Genomic DNA, 15619 nt, shown 5'->3' on the forward strand with positions numbered 1-15619 from the left:
TGGTTCCGTAAGCTTACGCTTCCAGTGCCGCTGCTACCGGAGCGACATCAACTGGGTATACGCTCACTTTTTTGCGATCGCGGCCCCAACGTTCGAACTTCACTACGCCATCCACCAATGCGAACAACGTATCATCTTTACCGATGCCTACGTTAGTGCCTGGGTGAATTTTTGTTCCGCGTTGACGAACCAAGATGTTACCGCCGGTTACTGCTTGACCGTCAGCACGTTTCACGCCAAGACGTTTGGAATGGGAATCCCGTCCGTTTTTTGTGGAACCTACACCTTTTTTCGATGCGAACAATTGAAGATTCAATTTCAACATGTTGTCAACCTCCTTCTTTAAATATTTACTTGCTCTATTTGAAGATACTTTCCGTATGATTCTGCGATATCATTTAGCATCACGACCATGGATTCAAGCAACAATTGCACCTTCGCGGAAGTATCGAAATCATCAATGGAACTTAATGTTCCACTTAGGAATCCGTTCTTCATGGATGTATCCATGGAGATTCCGGTCAATGTCTCAATCGAATTGACGGTTCCAACCGTTACGGCCGAAACTCCGGCACATACGATATCTTCGCCACGCTTTGCATAACCCGCGTGCCCTTTTACCTCAAAGCCAACGATAGTCCCTAGATCCGAAGATCGTGTAATCCGTACGTTAATCATTCACGCACCTTCTTACGCTTGAATCTTCTCGATAGTTACTTTCGTGTACGGTTGACGATGGCCTTGTTTCTTGTGGTAGTTCTTCTTAGGTTTGTATTTGTAAACTACAACCTTAGCGCCTTTACCATGTTTCTCGACTTTAGCTGTTACAGACGCGCCGCTTACGAGCGGAGTTCCTGCAGTCAGACCACCTTCGTTAGAAACAGCCAATACACGGTCAAAAGTTACACTTGCGCCGTCTTCAGCTTCCAACTTCTCAATGAACAAAACATCGCCCTCTTGGACTTTGTATTGTTTACCGCCAGTTTCGATAATTGCATACATTTTACTTGCACCTCCTCATGTCTCAGACTCGCCTAGTCTAGGTGGCAGATTCCCGTGGGAACTGCACTTATGTACCCGATCGGAGCGGTTACAGCATGTGCAGGACCGAATGAATCAAACACATACTTGAAGATATTATCATACTTATCGCCTATCGTCAACTCATTCCATCCATTCTCCAACTTTTCCAGTCCCTCCGCAGCACTGACAAAGGATAGGTGCGAAGCTGGCTGAATCATGTCTTGCCTTCTTCCGGGTCATCTCGAGGAGTCCAAGTCTTGTCCAACCGAGAATATGTGTTTTGGTTCGATCCTTGCAGATCACCTTCTCCAGCCGTTCAGTAACCATTTTACGGTGTATTTCTTCCTCCATGTCAATAAAATCGACAATAATGATTCCGCCCGTATCTCGCAAACGGATCAAACGACCAATTTCCTCAGCCGCAAGCATATTAGTATTCGTCACCGTCTCTTCAAGCGATGCTCCTCCAATGTATTGGGCAGTGTTAACGTCAATAACGGTGAGCGCCTCGGTTTCATCCCAGATCATTGTTGCTCCGCCCTCCAGTGTGATCTTGCGACTGAAGCTTTTGTGCAGCTGTTCCTGAATTCCATACGCTGTAAAAATGGACTCCGATCCATTATACAAGCTTACAGGCTTGTACCCATCAGGTGCCATGTCATCCAGAAATGCCGTGGCTTCTTTAACTACGGCAGGAGAATCTATAATCAACTGATCTCGCTGTGGATTAAATGCATCTCTAATGAAGCGCTGAACAATACTAAGATCACGATGCAACAGTGCCGGAGCTTCTGCGGTTTGCGCCCGACGTGTAATGTTATCCCATTGTGCACGTAGAAATGAAAGATCACCTTCCACCGCTTCATGCGGCTCGTCCTGAGAGACAGTCCGCATAATAAGCCCTTCTTCTTTCATGCGCAGACGTTCGCCGATTCCTTTGAGCCGGCTACGTTCAGCATCGCGACTTATTTTTTTGGATACCCCGACATAATCAGCAAAAGGCATATACACCATCCAGCGACCTGGCAATGTATAATGTGTGGTTACACGCGCCCCCTTGCCGCCACTCGGCTCTTTTCTTACTTGTACAACAATATCCTGACCAGGCTGTAAAAGCGTCTCAATAGAAGGCTTCACATCCGGCTGTTTATCCAAATGAGGGTGCAATACATCATCAACATATAAAAAAGCATTCTTCTTCTGTCCGATGTCAACAAAAGCAGCCTGCATACCTGGAAGTACGTTAATCACACGGCCTTTGTAGTAACTTCCGACCAGCCCTTGCTGCTGATCGCGCTCAGCCGCGTACTCCACAAGCCTTCCGTTCTCCAGAAGAGCCATTCGGGTAATGTGCTGCGTGCAGTGAACGATCATCTGTTTCATGGCTTCACCTCTGGTTTCGTTCATTCATTGATTACTTGCTCATTCTCTGCATAAATACACTACATTCCGAAGTAAGTAGATATTAAGCGCTGTTCCGGCACAACAGCAACAACATTTCCTTTGCCGTTTAATACATAGATAAAATGATATTGATTACGTTTAAATAGACGCAATATAGCATCTAAAGGTTTCGCCGATAAGGCAACAATTGGACGAGCCACACTACCTGTCCGCAAATGATACTCGTAGACAGCCTCCCTATTCATCAAAAATGCAACGAATCGGTACGGTAAATTCCGATGATCCGTAAGATTTGAATACAACAGAAAGGCACCGATCATGACCATATTCAGCCTGAGTCCTCCACCCGCTCCAAGGGGCAGTAGCGCATAAACAATCACAAGAACACTTGCAGCAACACTAACTCGTCCGCTCCACAGCAAAGTATAGTAATAAGGAAGAAATAGACTCACTGTCGCTTGAAGTACTTTGCCTCCGTCAAGTGGGAGAACAGGCACTAGATTAAAGAGTGCAATAATTGCATTGGCATTTATGAAATAGGTTAAAAATTCCTGATTGCCATAACCTGCCTGCTGAAGCCCAAGAGCCATAACAATCATGATTCCATTTTGCAGCGGACCGGCAAGTGCAATGCCAATCTCACGACTAGCTGTAAGCCGCCCATGATCTTCAATAACCGCAACGCCACCAAACGGAAGAAGCTGAACCGACTTGACGGTAACACCAACCAGAAGGGCAGCCACCACATGTCCTAATTCATGTATGAGGACGATCGTAAATAAAGTCAGCAGCTCCAGAAATTGTCCTGTGAGTACAGAGAACAACATGATGATTACGAACAATGGATGTAGTGACAAATCGATCCCTAAGATCCTAATCAAACGATACCACTTCTGTAGGATCAATATAAGTCTTGTCTTTCATCACGGCAAAAAACAGCGTTGGTGCTGAGGAGCCCTCTTTCTCCAGCATCCAGCCAAGTGAATCTCCGCTTTGAATCCAGTCATCTATCTCCAGCTTGGTGCCGCTTAAATGTCCGTATTCTGCTGTAATTCCTCCAGAATGCTGGACCGCAATTCGAATTCCTCCGTCCAATTCTTTGGATATGGAAAGAACGCGTCCCATGTCTATACTCTTCACCGTCACATTTAAGGTTGAATCGAGTTGAGGCATAATTTCAACACCTTTTAGCGTGGATGCAAAAGGCTCCACAATGCTCCCGGCTACCGGAGCGCTAAGCTCATGATGAGCCGCTGCCTTTTGAGCAGGTTCATCTTTATCCCCAAATATCGGTATGAACGCTGGTGCACCATTAAAATTCTCCTCATACCAGACCCGCACTGCTGTGAAATCCATGTCATTGCTCAAGGCATCACTCACAAAAGCTTGAACTTTATAGGACCATGGCTGGTGAATTGTAAACACTCCCCACACCGCTCCAAACACTAGCACGCTGGCTACGACCCTTCGAATAAAGCCGGAAAAAAAATTAGAACCCCCACCACCAGGTTCCTCCCAGCCCCCACGTCTCTCTTTCCACATTACCTCTGGATCAGGCTCTATAGAGGATTGCTCATCATTCCCCTTAAATCCCGCTCCCCATTCTCTGAAGCTCGTACTCTTTTCGGGCATAACGAATAACGGAGCTGCCTCCGCTGTTTCTATATCTGGGATTTCTTCCAACAAACTGCGAATACGCTCCTTGCGGCGATTCTTGATATCTGATTTCAGATCCATATTTATCCCTCCGGACGGGCTTGTTTTACTTCCATTTTATGAAGCACGGAAGTCTCTTTAGAACAAGCCCGCCCAAGGCGGAGCACTTAAATCCCTGAAACGGTCAAATATTCTTGTTTTCCCCAAAATAAATCCCACCCCTTAGATTTCTCAAGTGGTGGGACCGTTAATGCTTCTATAGTAAGATTGCTTGGCAAGCAAAAACGCATTCGGCGTCCTTATAAGGACGGTAAGCGTTTTAGCGAGAAATATAAGACATAAAGTATTGTGTGAAACTTATCTTTCTTATATTTTGCAAAATTAAGCCATACCGAAAAACTTCTTAAATTTCTTAAATGCGCCCGGCTTCCGATCAAGCTGCATCAATGGTACAGCATCGCCTAAAATTCGACGTGCAATATTGCGATAGGCAATAGCTGCTGACGAATCAGGATTCATAACTGTAGGCTCTCCACTATTTGCGGCTTTAATGACCAGTTCATCATCCGGAACAATTCCGATAAGGTCAATATTCAGCACCTGTAAAATATCCTCAATATCAAGCATATCCCCAGACTTTACAAGACCTGGACGAATACGATTTACCACCAATTTTGGGGATTCCACATGCGACTGTTCAAGCAGTCCGATAATCCGATCCGCATCCCGCACAGCAGCATGCTCTGGTGTGGTAACTACGATCGCTTTATCCGCACCAGCAATCGCATTGCGGAAGCCATGCTCAATCCCTGCTGGACAATCAATCAGAATATATTCATATTCCTTCTTCAGTTCGAGAATGATATCTTTTACTTGTTCAGGAGTGACAGACGTTTTATCCTTTGTTTGTGCTGCGGGCAGCATATACAGCTCATCAAAGCGTTTGTCTTTAACGAGTGCTTGATTTAAACGACAACGTCCCTCCGCTACATCCACAAGATCATAAATAATGCGATTCTCAAGCCCCATAACTACATCCAGATTACGCAGTCCAATGTCGGTATCGACGAGACATACTTTTTTACCCTGCAATGCAAGTGCGGTTCCAATATTGGCTGTTGTGGTTGTTTTGCCAACTCCGCCTTTGCCCGAGGTTACGACTATCGCTTCTCCCATGGAGGCTACACCCCTTTAAACACATTTAAATCCTGACGTACTTTGACTAAATTATGAATTTTATCGATTTGCATAGCTCCGTTCGTTAAATATGCAAATTCCATACTGCTTTCACGGGTTTCCCACTCATCGGGAGGACGACTGATAATATCAGCAATTCTCAGTTGTGTCGGAGACATTAATGAAGCAGCGATAATTGCCTCTTCATTGCCATCTACTCCAGCATGCGCCATACCTCTAAGTGATCCTAGAATATAGATATCGCCTGAACAGGTTATGGTCCCTCCTGGGTTCACATCTCCCAGATATAAAAGATTTCCATCATGGTGCAGCACCTGACCGGAACGAAGAATCCCGCTCATTAGAAACAACGCGTCATTATCCTCACTGCCGGGTACTGGTAGCGCCTCTATGGAACGAATCAGTAGGTTTCCCTGTCCCTTCAGAATCTCCAGCACAGCTTCCTTATCTTCCTCAGTTACGAGACGATTGCCTAGCTTAATGTCCACATGTACAATCGGTCCAGTTAAAATATTTTGATGGCTGTGCTCCAGCTTATAGCGAAGCTCACTCAGAAGATCTTCGAAGGGACATTTGTCGTCTAGCAGGAATATCAGGCCATCCTTGATGCCCTTAATCCTTACATGCTTGGATTTTACTGTCATATGCCTGGCCCCCTATCCTCATTCATTCGTGCCGGGCCTCTTAAATTCCTGCTTTATCAAGAAAGAAATTAGAAGCTCTTTATGCTGCTTCTTCCGTACTCTTCTCTTTCTTGATCAGCTCAAGCTGGCGTCGTAACGGTATGTAGAGGATCAGAGCAATAGCAAAATGAAAGAGCATCGTTGGCAGCATATGATTCAAAATCGCCCAGCTATAAGGCTCCTGATTGAGATTAAATACACTATAAATACCAAATAACACGCTATCCTCTAGCAAGCTTCCGAGCAGAATCACAGTCATCATAAGAGGCAATGGAGCACGCGGGATCTGAAACAGAAGGCCGATTAAGTAAGCCGACAGACCCATCGCAAAGGAATGTGCTCCTAGAATTCTGCCATAAAAAACGACATCATGTATCATTCCGAAGGATAGACCTAGTATAAGGGCCGTATGACGATGATGGTATACAGCCACAAACAATAGTACAACGAACACTAGATTCGGAATAATTCGCATCTGCCAAGCATCTGGAATCAGCCAAGGCAGAATGGTTCCCTCCAGAATAAACAAGAGGAACAGTAACAGAACAAGAACAGATCTGCGCATATTCACTATTCAGCACGCTCCTCCGTAAACACAACGATCAGCTGCTTCCAGTCCTGGAATTCTGCTGAAGGCTTAATCACTGCTGTGGAAGTTAATCCAAATTCACCAACCTCAACACTTTCAACCGTACCGATGGTCAAGCCTCGCGGATACAATCCGCCAATACCGGAGGAAACTATAACATCCTTCGGTGCAATCGGATCGCCTGGCGGGATCTTGTTCATCAATAACCTGTTTGTCTTAGGATCATAGCTTTCAATCATACCAAAGGTCTTGCCCTCTTTGGAAATAGCAGTTGCCGCAATTGGCGGCTGAGAATTAGGGTCATTCGTATCCATCATAGTCATCAGCTTCACAGTAGAAGTGAAATTGCTGACTTGGCTAATAACCCCTACCAAACCATCAACAGAAATCACGGACATATTTGGTCTAACGCCATCTTTGGCGCCTAAATCGATTACAATCGTGCTATTGCTTGGTTCTGTAGTCTGACTAACCACCTGCGCAATATGATATTGATATTTATACAATTCCTCTTGAGCTTTTGTGAACTTCAACTGTTCCTTCAATTGCTCATTTTCTACCTGAATGAAATTGTATTGAGCTTTATCACGCGCATATTGGGCAGCAAGTATCTTCAGCTGCTCGTTTTCCTTAGAAAGATCTTTCAGATTTCCGATATCTTCAAACAAGCCCGCTACATATCCAGCGGGCTTGTAGAACATTTTTTGCACGAAACCAGTCGTATCTCTAAGAAAATTCTCCGGCCAGGACAAGGAGCTCCTTGATGCCAAGCTGAAGCCCATCACCACAATGAACAGCACCAGTGTAATCAACAGAATAAACAAACGTTTATTGCTTAAGAGTTTAAACAGTTTCAACACCCTCTAACAACAGTATTTCTCCCATAACAGGGGTTGACTTACACAAGTGGCAATACATAGGCTTATCTCTTAGAGCGAAGACTGGAACTGCTGCGGCTCTTGAACAAATGGATATTTTCAAGCGCCTTTCCTGTTCCAATAGCTACACAATCCAGAGGGTTCTCAGCGACAATAACTGGCATTCCAGTCTCACGAGCAAGGAGCTTGTCCAAGTTACGAAGCAAGGCGCCTCCACCTGTCAAAACAATTCCGCGATCCATAATATCTGCTGCGAGCTCCGGTGGACATTTTTCCAAAGTTACTTTAACAGCTTCAATAATAGAATTCACAGTGTCGGACAAAGCTTCACAGATTTCATCGGAAGTAATTGTAAGCGTCTTTGGCAGACCTGTTACGAGATCGCGTCCGCGAATTTCCATGGTCTCAGCCTTCTCAAGCGGAAGAGCAGAACCCACATCCATTTTAAGCTGTTCCGAAGTTCGTTCACCAATCATCAGATTGTATTGACGTTTGATGTATTGAATGATGGACTCATCCGCTTCATCACCCGCAACACGTACGGAACGACTAGTAACAATACCGCCGAGTGAAATTACAGCAACTTCAGTTGTACCTCCGCCGATATCAACAACCATACTTCCTGTTGGCTCCCATACCGGTAGATCTGCACCGATCGCAGCAGCAAAAGGTTCCTCGATAATGTAAGCTTCACGAGCACCAGCTTGTCTAGTAGCATCTTCTACGGCACGTTGCTCTACAGCAGTAATGCCGGAGGGTACGCAGACCATTACATTAGGGTGACGTTGGAACATGGAACGCTGTTTCTGTGCTTGACGGATAAAATATTTAATCATCGTAGCCGTTGTGTCAAAATCAGCGATAACGCCATCCTTCATCGGACGGATCGCACGAATGTTACCCGGTGTACGACCGATCATCTTTTTAGCGGATTCACCCACGGCTTCAATCGTCTTAGTGTCAGTGTTAATGGCTACAACGGAAGGCTCTCTTACAACGATCCCCTTACCGCGTACATAGACAAGCGTATTCGCTGTCCCCAAGTCAATTCCTAAATCTTTCGTAAAACTACCCAACATGCTAATTCTCCTTTTCCTAAGTAAATCTTCACATTTATATTACATGTGTCCTTTTTCTTTCAAGCTTACAAAGCTGCTATCACCGATAATTAGATGATCTAACACGTCTATTCCGACAATCTCACCTGCTTGAAGCAGTCTCTGAGTCAAGGAGATATCCTCCGGACTAGGCGTTGGATCACCACTAGGATGATTATGTGCGCATATGATAGAGGCACTGCTACATTTTATAGCTGCTCGGAATACCTCGCGAGGATGAACAATCGAAGCGTTAAGACTGCCCATAGACAACGTTTCTTGTCCAATCACGTGATTCTTCGTATTCAGAAACAGGCAGACAAAATGCTCCTTCTGCAAATAACGCAACTGCTCGGTCAGAATCTCTGCAGCGTCCTGAGGACAACGGATAATGACCGGCATGTTAAACCTGGAGTTCGCAAGGCGCCTTCCAAGCTCGATGCCTGCTTTTAGTTGTACGGCCTTGGCAGGGCCAATACCTTTGATTTCGGTCAGTTCTTCGATGCTAAGGTCAACCAGCCCACGCAGGCCACCGATCTTCCCTAGCATCTGCTGAGCAATATGAATAGCCGATTCACGGCGTGTTCCCGTACGCAGCAGAATGGCTAACAACTCCGCTTGACTTAATGATTCCGCCCCATAATGCATCATGCGCTCTCTTGGTCGTTCTTCATGGGGGAGGTCCCGCAGCATTACTGATTGCGACTCCATCCCTATCCCTCTTTCCCAAGCTTCCTACCGGTTCAATACAGCTATACCGAACTCGGACAGCATTTCGCCAAGAAGCGACAGCGGCAATCCGACAACATTGAAATAACAGCCTTCAATTCGTTCCACCAAGGTCGAGCCAAGCCCCTGTATCGCATAAGAGCCAGCCTTATCAGCGGGCTCTCCCGTAGCTATATAAGCAACAATTTCATCTTCAGTCATTGCTCTCATCGTTACGGAAGTAACACGGTGCTCCACTATAGTCTTTCCATGCGGAAGTCCGATACAGGCTACACCCGTGTATACCTTATGATTCCGGCCCTGAAGTCTGGTAAGCATCGATTTGCTGTCCAGCTCGTCCACCGGTTTGCCTAGCACAGTGTTATCTAGCACAACAATCGTATCACTACCAACGATTACTGCGTTACGCTCTCCTGCTGCAGCTACAACGGCCTCTGCTTTACGCAAAGCCAGACTGCGCACGATTTGCTCCGGCGTAAAGTCAGGTGGTGTGCTTTCGTCAGCTTCGCTGGTAATAACCTCAAAAGGCAAGCCCAGTAAAGACAAAAGCTCTCGTCGACGCGGTGAACCTGAGGCTAAAATAATGAGTTGTGAGTTGTCCACGTTGTAAACGTCCCTTCTTGATCAGTAACGAGAGTTACACTCTTCGGTACAGCCATACCGCTGTAATAATACCGATGAGACTTAGCATGCACAATTTCAAATGAATAGTGATGTCATAGGTTATGATGTCCAAATCGGCTCGCGGAGACCACTTAAGCACAGTCGATGTTGTTAGAAAAGAAAGAGCCTTTACCGGCTGCAGTAGCTTGGCGATCCAGGCTCCAGCCAGCCAACCTAGAATTAGAAATAACAGCAGTGTTCCTACATTTTTCTTCTTCATCTCAGTCTTCCCTCGCCATTTTTTGACACCCTAATTATTATACGGTGAAATTGTGATCAATACAAACGTAAAATCCCTTACGGTAATGTTTACCACCATTTGCCCTAAAAGTTGCGGAGGGATATCACCCTCTATATCCATTTCAGTTTATGTTATATATTGGAATATAGCGAAGTTCCCATCCTATCGCGCCAAAACAGCAAGCCCCAACATCCGGAGGCTTGCTGTTTTTAAAGTCACCCGTTTATTCGTTAATTCATTGCAGACAGTAACTGTTTCTGGCTAGTCAAAAAGCTTAGCATCGATTCTTGTACTTCCCAAAGTAGCCCCTGCGCCTTGTTCTTGTTATATTCACTTAATGCTGATATCCCTTGGCTCATTGATTTCTCTAGCGCTGCGCAGATGCTTTTCGCTTCGGGAGACACGCTTTGCTCCAGCACTTTGACGGCTTCACTCCACTGCAGATGCAGATCACTCACAACGGATGTATTTGCTGCCGTACTCGTTTGACCAGCGCTTAATAAAGAAGCAGATTGACTGCTTAGTTCGCTGAGCAGCTGCCCGCTTACAGAGAAATAGTTCTTCACTTCTTCTGCTTTACCGGAATAGACAAGCTGGTCTGCCCCCGGAAGTGCCACCTCTCTCACATATAGCTCAATCCCCTGATTCTGCAGACCGCTGCTTAGCAGCTTGGCCTGTTCACGGTCCGATGACATTCCGGCATAAACACGATTGCCGTCAGCAGGGTCGAAGCCCGCAGCCAAACCTGCGTTTAACAACTCCTGACGAGCCTGCTCGGCACCTGCGGGCGTACTGAATACTCCGTACTGCAACAGATAATAGCTTTGTGCTGCGACTTGAACAGGGATGCTGTTCTTCCCGGCATTCTCTGTTCCTGTAACCGGCAATCCTGATGTGCCTACACCTGCCGGATCTTTAGCTCCACTAGACTGCTCTGAAGTAGCCGATATATCTGCTATCCCGTTTCCAGAGGTGCTGTCCATATTTCCTCCATAGAAAAAAGAAAGTGCAGCATATCCAAGCAGCACCCCTGTGCCGATGGCTCCCGTAACAGAAAGAGCTAGCTTCCACCAATACGAGGGACGCCGGGTATGGTAAGATCCTCCGTAGTTGCCAGTGGATACATGCTCTAATTCATCTCTGCTATCCGAAACCATATCTGAAAGAAGATACGATGGTTGTGTATATCTAAAATCTTTATCCTGTTCGTCCCATTCTTCCTGACGCGGATCTACAGTGCCCGAGTAATAGTCATAGGAATCTTCCGGTGGTGCCTCACGCGTAGAACGAAAATCGGGCTCATAAATCCATGTCTGCTGCGCTGGGCCAACCTCTTGACGCAACCCCTCAGCATACTCTTCAGCTGTTCCCAGTCCGCCATTTGACCAGCGCTCCACCACCTTAGGCTTTGGTTTAGGCTCGTCCTTGTTCACGTCAAATCGGAACGTCATTCTTCCGTTATTCAACAGTTACACCTCACCTCATCTAATCTATAAATAATATATGATAGACAATAGAGAGATATGCTATTTTTAAGCGCTAGGAATTATGAAAGATTATGCAGATTCAGTTTACATTACATGTAACTTTTATATACTATATAAAAAGAGCTGAAATTGTACACTATACTAGGTAAACTAGAAATAGTGCTTTAGTTCACTACTGATTAGGAGGGCTTCTTCTGAAACAAAAAATTCAAGCAGCTATTGTAGGCTACGGAAATTTAGGAAAAGGTGTACGTAAGGCTATCAACCAAAGTGAAGATATCGAGCTAGTTGCGATCTTTACGCGCAGAGAACCTGGACAACTGGAAGCCGGAGAAACCGGTGTGAAGTTCGAGCACATCTCTGCCGTCGAACAATATAAGGGAAAAGTGGATGTTATGATTCTATGCGGAGGATCGGCTACCGATCTGCCAGAACAAACACCAGCCATTGCCCGGATGTTTAATACCGTGGACAGCTTTGATACTCATGCCAAAATCCCCGAGTTCTACGAGACCGTTGATGCCGCAGCTAAACAAGGTGGAACACTCAGCGTAATTTCTACCGGCTGGGATCCAGGCTTATTCTCAATGAATCGTCTACTTGCTGAAGCCATTCTTCCGCAAGGTAAAGAATATACCTTCTGGGGTAAAGGCGTTAGCCAAGGTCACTCCGATGCGATCCGCAGAGTGGATGGAGTGAAAGCCGGTGTACAATATACCGTTCCAGTACAAGAGGTTATTGATGCCATTCGCGCTGGCGAAACACCAGAGCTTACCACTCGCCAGAAGCACCTCAGAGAGTGTTTTGTTGTTGCTGAGGCAGGTGCAGATCAAGAACGCATTCGCGAGGAAATCGTGAATATGCCGAACTATTTTGCAGATTATGATACTACGGTTACTTTCATCACTGAAGAAGAATTGGCAGCTCAGCATAGCGGAATTCCGCACGGCGGGTTTGTTATTCGCAGCGGTGTAACAGGGGAAGGCACAAAGCAGATTATTGAATTCGGCCTGAAGCTGGAGAGCAATCCAGAATTTACAGCTAGCGTTCTCGTGGCCTATGCCAGAGCCGCTCAACGCATGAGTCAAGAAGGACAAAGCGGAGCGCGTACAGTATTCGATATTCCACTTGGAATGCTGTCTCCTAAATCTCCGGAAGAATTGCGCCGCAACCTGCTGTAAAATCATACAAGAATATAAAAAAACCGCGTTGGACCCTAAAACGTCCGCGCGGTTTTTTTATATACTGTAGGCACACCCTTCTCGGGCAAACCTTCTATACAAGACTAAGAATCTTATTCTTCACATAATTCACTTCGTAATCCTTCAACAATGTGCGATGCGCCCGATCAGCAATAATCGTTGCCATCTCAGGATTCTTTAACAACGTTATTACACTAGCTACAACATCAACTGAGGTGTTAGCAAGCAAAATATTACGGTTATGCTCACAGTTCAATCGTTCACATACCATAGAGCTAGTAACAACCGGCGTTTTGAGTGCCCATGATTCCAGAATGTTTCTGGAGACCTCACAGCCTTCAAGGATAGGCACTAGAACCGCTTTAGCACGACGAATATAATCCGCTGACGGTTTCAAAGGTCCAGTGATAACTACTGATACATCTTCTTTTATAAGCGTCAACACTTCCGAATGAACCTGATGACTAGTGATGTAACACTTGATATCAGGCACTTGTTCCTTAATCAATGGGTAGCTTTTCTTAAAGAAGTTTTGAGCGGCTTTAATTCCCTGTCTGGTGTTCATATTCCAGTGCAGAACTATTGAATTTTCTTTTGCAACAGGTTCAGTAAAAGCGTCGTACTCGTTCATTTTTATGAAATGAGGAACAACATGAACCTTACGAGCATCCGCAAAGGATAAGGATTTAAATTTAAGGGCATCCCATTCCGAGGTTGCCAGGAGTACCCCTGTTTTATTCATTAGTCTCCGCTTATGCCGCCGAATCAAAGCTTCATTTAGTTTATGGTAAGGATTACCGCTGTTCGGCCTTCCGATTTCTTTTCCAACGGCAACGCCGCTCTCAAAACGATACGTATCTGTAATAACACTTGCCTCAGGTAGCAGATTCCGAACCATATCTATACAATTCCCAAGCAAGCTATGCGATATAAATACATGTCTGTAATTATTCGATCTGCAAAGCTCCATGATGGTGCTCTTCATGTCTTTATCTGCATGACTCCGATTAGTGAAATTCCGTAATATATGTAAGGGACGCAGCATGGATTTCCATGAGGTAATGCACCCGTTAATGTAATGAACCTTTAGTGAAGTTCCATCATTTGTAGACATTTCCTTGTGCGTACTGGAATACGTCAGCAAATCGATATCAAATTTCCCAAGCAAAATCTCGAGAATACTCCCTGTTCTCATTTCTCCTTCTAGATCCTCTGCGCTTTGATTCTGAGCTGATAGGAACAGCATTTTTTCTCGCATGACTCTGGCTCCTTGTATTTTTGTATTAAACCCTCTCCACTTTTCACTGCAACTTTAGATGCAGTTCAATAGTAACTCATTTCATATAAAATATTTGTCGATTTATAGGGGAAGCTTTAAATTTATTATATATTTTCATCCTTTATTCGAAATCCATTGCGATAAACCTTTATAAATCGCCATTTTTTTTGATAATCCAACCCAAAAATCTCCTTTTTCCAGAGATTCATGAACATGAATTCCCTAAACATAATTTTCATGATCGTTAGGTATAATGAACCATTCCTTATGCAACAAAAAAAGTGTCTTCCTCGTCTAATGACGAAAGAAAGACACTTTTATATTTCGTAGCTTCTAACGACGCAGTTTCTGCCCTTTTTCTTAGCCTGATATAATGCATTATCACAAAGTTTGTAAAGATTGTTCAGAGAAAAACGTTCGCCTGATTCTATTGTGATGACCCCGATACTTATCGTGTAGTGCAGCGGAACACCATGAATTACTGAGCCTAAAACGGCTGTGCGCATTCCTTCAGCAATAACATCACTATTTTTCTCATCAGCTCTATGCAGAAGTACTGCGAACTCTTCTCCCCCAAATCTACCGATCAAATCACCATTGCCAAGCTGTTGCTCGATTTTAGACGCCAGATCAGTTAGTACTTGGTCTCCTATATTATGACCGTAAGTATCATTTATGCTCTTAAAATGATCCACATCCAGCAGTAAAAAAGAATAGGGCAGCTTCTTCATCGCTGAAGCAGCTATTAAAGGCCGGGCACGCAGAAGAAACGACCTGCGGTTCAAAATACCTGTCAACTCATCATAAGTTGCAACCCGCTCCATTTCTGCGAAGGAATCCTCTCTATAAAGCAGCATAATTCCAGCGGTTCCTAAAAACATATACAAATAAATACCGAGATAAAAAATCAAATAAAGGAATTGTGTCACTTGCGTATTGAATCCTAACACGGAATACAGCGGTTCCAAAGCTCTCCCTGCCAATGATAAGATAATAATAAAATATAGCTGTCCCATTATCATTTGTAATGAGGTCTCCATAACCTTCAAGCATAAAACATAAGCAGGGTAGGCGATAATCAGAACTGCCGCAAGGCAAGCAACGGCAATAACGAGTGAATCCTCTTGCTTAAACAAATACATCAGCACCACAACGATAATCGATACTCCGAATAATATAGAATAATATTTTTCAACCTTATTCCCGAATACTCTGAGAAGCATCAGAAGCGCCAAGCTTTCGAGCGTAGCGCCAGCCAAAGCAAGAAGTACTATGATCGGTAGACTAAGTGACGAATCTATATAATCCTTCAGCAATAAAAGGATCAAGACTGCTAATTGCAAATATTTTGCTGTGATAAACAATGAATACGTCTGTTCCTGTGCGTAACGTAAACGATATACCACGATAAGCAGCACCGTGAACGATTGCCATAGAAAGAGACATACCAGCAGTGTCTGGAGATCCAGATGCATATGAGTGAAGTTCACC

Annotated in this window: 19 protein-coding genes and 1 other annotated feature; of the genes, 1 reads left to right on the forward strand and 18 read right to left on the reverse strand. The window is 44.8% G+C overall.

What is annotated here, in order from left to right:
* Window positions 1-13: 13 nt before the first annotated feature.
* From rpmA to NST74_RS23390, 16 genes are all read right to left on the reverse strand, one after another.
* The gene (rpmA, locus tag NST74_RS23315) at window positions 14-325 is read right to left on the reverse strand and encodes a 50S ribosomal protein L27 (RefSeq protein WP_042130564.1); all 312 of its coding nucleotides are present in this window, start codon (window positions 323-325) and stop codon (window positions 14-16) included.
* Between the two features lie 17 nt (window positions 326-342).
* Window positions 343-678, reverse strand: a complete 336-nt coding sequence (locus NST74_RS23320) for a ribosomal-processing cysteine protease Prp (RefSeq protein ID WP_042130565.1) — start codon at window positions 676-678, stop codon at window positions 343-345.
* 12 nt (window positions 679-690) lie between these two features.
* Complete coding sequence (rplU, locus tag NST74_RS23325) at window positions 691-1002, reverse strand: 50S ribosomal protein L21 (RefSeq protein ID WP_042130566.1); 312 nt, start codon at window positions 1000-1002, stop codon at window positions 691-693.
* Window positions 1003-1016: 14 nt separating this feature from the next.
* Window positions 1017-1102 (reverse strand) — a sequence feature (ribosomal protein L21 leader region).
* A complete protein-coding gene (locus NST74_RS23330) occupies window positions 1035-1184 on the reverse strand; it encodes a hypothetical protein (RefSeq protein WP_156114857.1) in 150 nt (49 codons plus the stop codon). Its footprint overlaps the feature before it by 68 nt.
* Window positions 1165-2406: an Rne/Rng family ribonuclease gene (locus NST74_RS23335; protein WP_341115961.1), complete on the reverse strand. Its 1242-nt coding sequence runs from the start codon at window positions 2404-2406 to the stop codon at window positions 1165-1167. Before NST74_RS23335 ends, NST74_RS23330 begins: the two co-directional genes overlap by 20 nt.
* 59 nt (window positions 2407-2465) lie before the next feature.
* On the reverse strand, window positions 2466-3308 hold the full coding sequence (locus NST74_RS23340) for a M50 family metallopeptidase (RefSeq protein ID WP_341114663.1): 843 nt from the start codon (window positions 3306-3308) through the stop codon (window positions 2466-2468).
* Entirely contained in the window at window positions 3301-4164 is an 864-nt protein-coding gene (locus NST74_RS23345) for a M23 family metallopeptidase (protein ID WP_042130571.1), read from the reverse strand. The genes NST74_RS23340 and NST74_RS23345 overlap by 8 nt, the downstream gene beginning before the upstream one ends.
* Before the next feature lie 300 nt (window positions 4165-4464).
* Window positions 4465-5259, reverse strand: a complete 795-nt coding sequence (minD, locus tag NST74_RS23350; protein WP_042130573.1) for a septum site-determining protein MinD — start codon at window positions 5257-5259, stop codon at window positions 4465-4467.
* Between the two features lie 5 nt (window positions 5260-5264).
* Window positions 5265-5924: a septum site-determining protein MinC gene (gene minC / locus NST74_RS23355; protein WP_042130575.1), complete on the reverse strand. Its 660-nt coding sequence runs from the start codon at window positions 5922-5924 to the stop codon at window positions 5265-5267.
* Between the two features lie 79 nt (window positions 5925-6003).
* Window positions 6004-6534 carry a rod shape-determining protein MreD gene (gene mreD, locus NST74_RS23360; RefSeq protein WP_081389959.1) on the reverse strand — a complete coding sequence of 177 codons (531 nt, stop codon included), beginning with the start codon at window positions 6532-6534 and terminating at the stop codon, window positions 6004-6006.
* Window positions 6534-7412: a rod shape-determining protein MreC gene (gene mreC, locus NST74_RS23365; protein WP_042130577.1), complete on the reverse strand. Its 879-nt coding sequence runs from the start codon at window positions 7410-7412 to the stop codon at window positions 6534-6536. The genes mreD and mreC overlap by 1 nt, the downstream gene beginning before the upstream one ends.
* A gap of 62 nt (window positions 7413-7474) precedes the next feature.
* Window positions 7475-8509, reverse strand: a complete 1035-nt coding sequence (locus NST74_RS23370; protein ID WP_042130579.1) for a rod shape-determining protein — start codon at window positions 8507-8509, stop codon at window positions 7475-7477.
* A gap of 39 nt (window positions 8510-8548) precedes the next feature.
* Window positions 8549-9238 (reverse strand): RadC family protein, encoded by a 690-nt coding sequence (radC, locus tag NST74_RS23375; RefSeq protein WP_042130581.1) that lies wholly within the window; start codon window positions 9236-9238, stop codon window positions 8549-8551.
* A 24-nt stretch (window positions 9239-9262) separates the two neighbouring features.
* On the reverse strand, window positions 9263-9859 hold the full coding sequence (locus tag NST74_RS23380; protein WP_042130583.1) for a Maf family protein: 597 nt from the start codon (window positions 9857-9859) through the stop codon (window positions 9263-9265).
* Between the two features lie 34 nt (window positions 9860-9893).
* Window positions 9894-10139: a DUF4321 domain-containing protein gene (locus NST74_RS23385; protein WP_042130585.1), complete on the reverse strand. Its 246-nt coding sequence runs from the start codon at window positions 10137-10139 to the stop codon at window positions 9894-9896.
* A gap of 251 nt (window positions 10140-10390) precedes the next feature.
* Window positions 10391-11626, reverse strand: coding sequence for an SPOR domain-containing protein (locus NST74_RS23390; RefSeq protein ID WP_341114669.1), 1236 nt, complete (start codon window positions 11624-11626; stop codon window positions 10391-10393).
* Window positions 11627-11841: 215 nt separating this feature from the next.
* Between NST74_RS23390 and NST74_RS23395 the strand changes: the two genes are divergently transcribed.
* Window positions 11842-12828 (forward strand): diaminopimelate dehydrogenase, encoded by a 987-nt coding sequence (locus NST74_RS23395; RefSeq protein ID WP_076120426.1) that lies wholly within the window; start codon window positions 11842-11844, stop codon window positions 12826-12828.
* Window positions 12829-12922: 94 nt separating this feature from the next.
* On the opposite strand, the gene NST74_RS23400 is transcribed toward NST74_RS23395, so the two are convergent.
* Both NST74_RS23400 and NST74_RS23405 read right to left on the reverse strand, forming a co-directional pair.
* The gene (locus NST74_RS23400) at window positions 12923-14107 is read right to left on the reverse strand and encodes a glycosyltransferase (protein ID WP_341114671.1); all 1185 of its coding nucleotides are present in this window, start codon (window positions 14105-14107) and stop codon (window positions 12923-12925) included.
* A 338-nt stretch (window positions 14108-14445) separates the two neighbouring features.
* Complete coding sequence (locus tag NST74_RS23405; protein ID WP_341114672.1) at window positions 14446-15603, reverse strand: GGDEF domain-containing protein; 1158 nt, start codon at window positions 15601-15603, stop codon at window positions 14446-14448.
* Window positions 15604-15619: the final 16 nt, after the last annotated feature.

This window comes from Paenibacillus sp. FSL F4-0125 (assembly GCF_038008565.1).
In the GTDB taxonomy this organism is placed as follows: Bacteria; Bacillota; Bacilli; order Paenibacillales; family Paenibacillaceae; genus Paenibacillus_AQ.

What these genes read in the sequence shown, in the direction of transcription:
- rpmA (WP_042130564.1), bottom strand. Translation starts at nt 325, where the DNA reads ATGTTGAAATTGAATCTTCAATTGTTCGCATCGAAAAAAGGTGTAGGT.
- NST74_RS23320 (WP_042130565.1), bottom strand. Translation starts at nt 678, where the DNA reads ATGATTAACGTACGGATTACACGATCTTCGGATCTAGGGACTATCGTT.
- rplU (WP_042130566.1), bottom strand. Translation starts at nt 1,002, where the DNA reads ATGTATGCAATTATCGAAACTGGCGGTAAACAATACAAAGTCCAAGAG.
- NST74_RS23335 (WP_341115961.1), bottom strand. Translation starts at nt 2,406, where the DNA reads ATGAAACAGATGATCGTTCACTGCACGCAGCACATTACCCGAATGGCT.
- NST74_RS23345 (WP_042130571.1), bottom strand. Translation starts at nt 4,164, where the DNA reads ATGGATCTGAAATCAGATATCAAGAATCGCCGCAAGGAGCGTATTCGC.
- minD (WP_042130573.1), bottom strand. Translation starts at nt 5,259, where the DNA reads ATGGGAGAAGCGATAGTCGTAACCTCGGGCAAAGGCGGAGTTGGCAAA.
- minC (WP_042130575.1), bottom strand. Translation starts at nt 5,924, where the DNA reads ATGACAGTAAAATCCAAGCATGTAAGGATTAAGGGCATCAAGGATGGC.
- NST74_RS23370 (WP_042130579.1), bottom strand. Translation starts at nt 8,509, where the DNA reads ATGTTGGGTAGTTTTACGAAAGATTTAGGAATTGACTTGGGGACAGCG.
- radC (WP_042130581.1), bottom strand. Translation starts at nt 9,238, where the DNA reads ATGGAGTCGCAATCAGTAATGCTGCGGGACCTCCCCCATGAAGAACGA.
- NST74_RS23385 (WP_042130585.1), bottom strand. Translation starts at nt 10,139, where the DNA reads ATGAAGAAGAAAAATGTAGGAACACTGCTGTTATTTCTAATTCTAGGT.
- NST74_RS23400 (WP_341114671.1), bottom strand. Translation starts at nt 14,107, where the DNA reads ATGCGAGAAAAAATGCTGTTCCTATCAGCTCAGAATCAAAGCGCAGAG.
- NST74_RS23405 (WP_341114672.1), bottom strand. Translation starts at nt 15,603, where the DNA reads ATGCATCTGGATCTCCAGACACTGCTGGTATGTCTCTTTCTATGGCAA.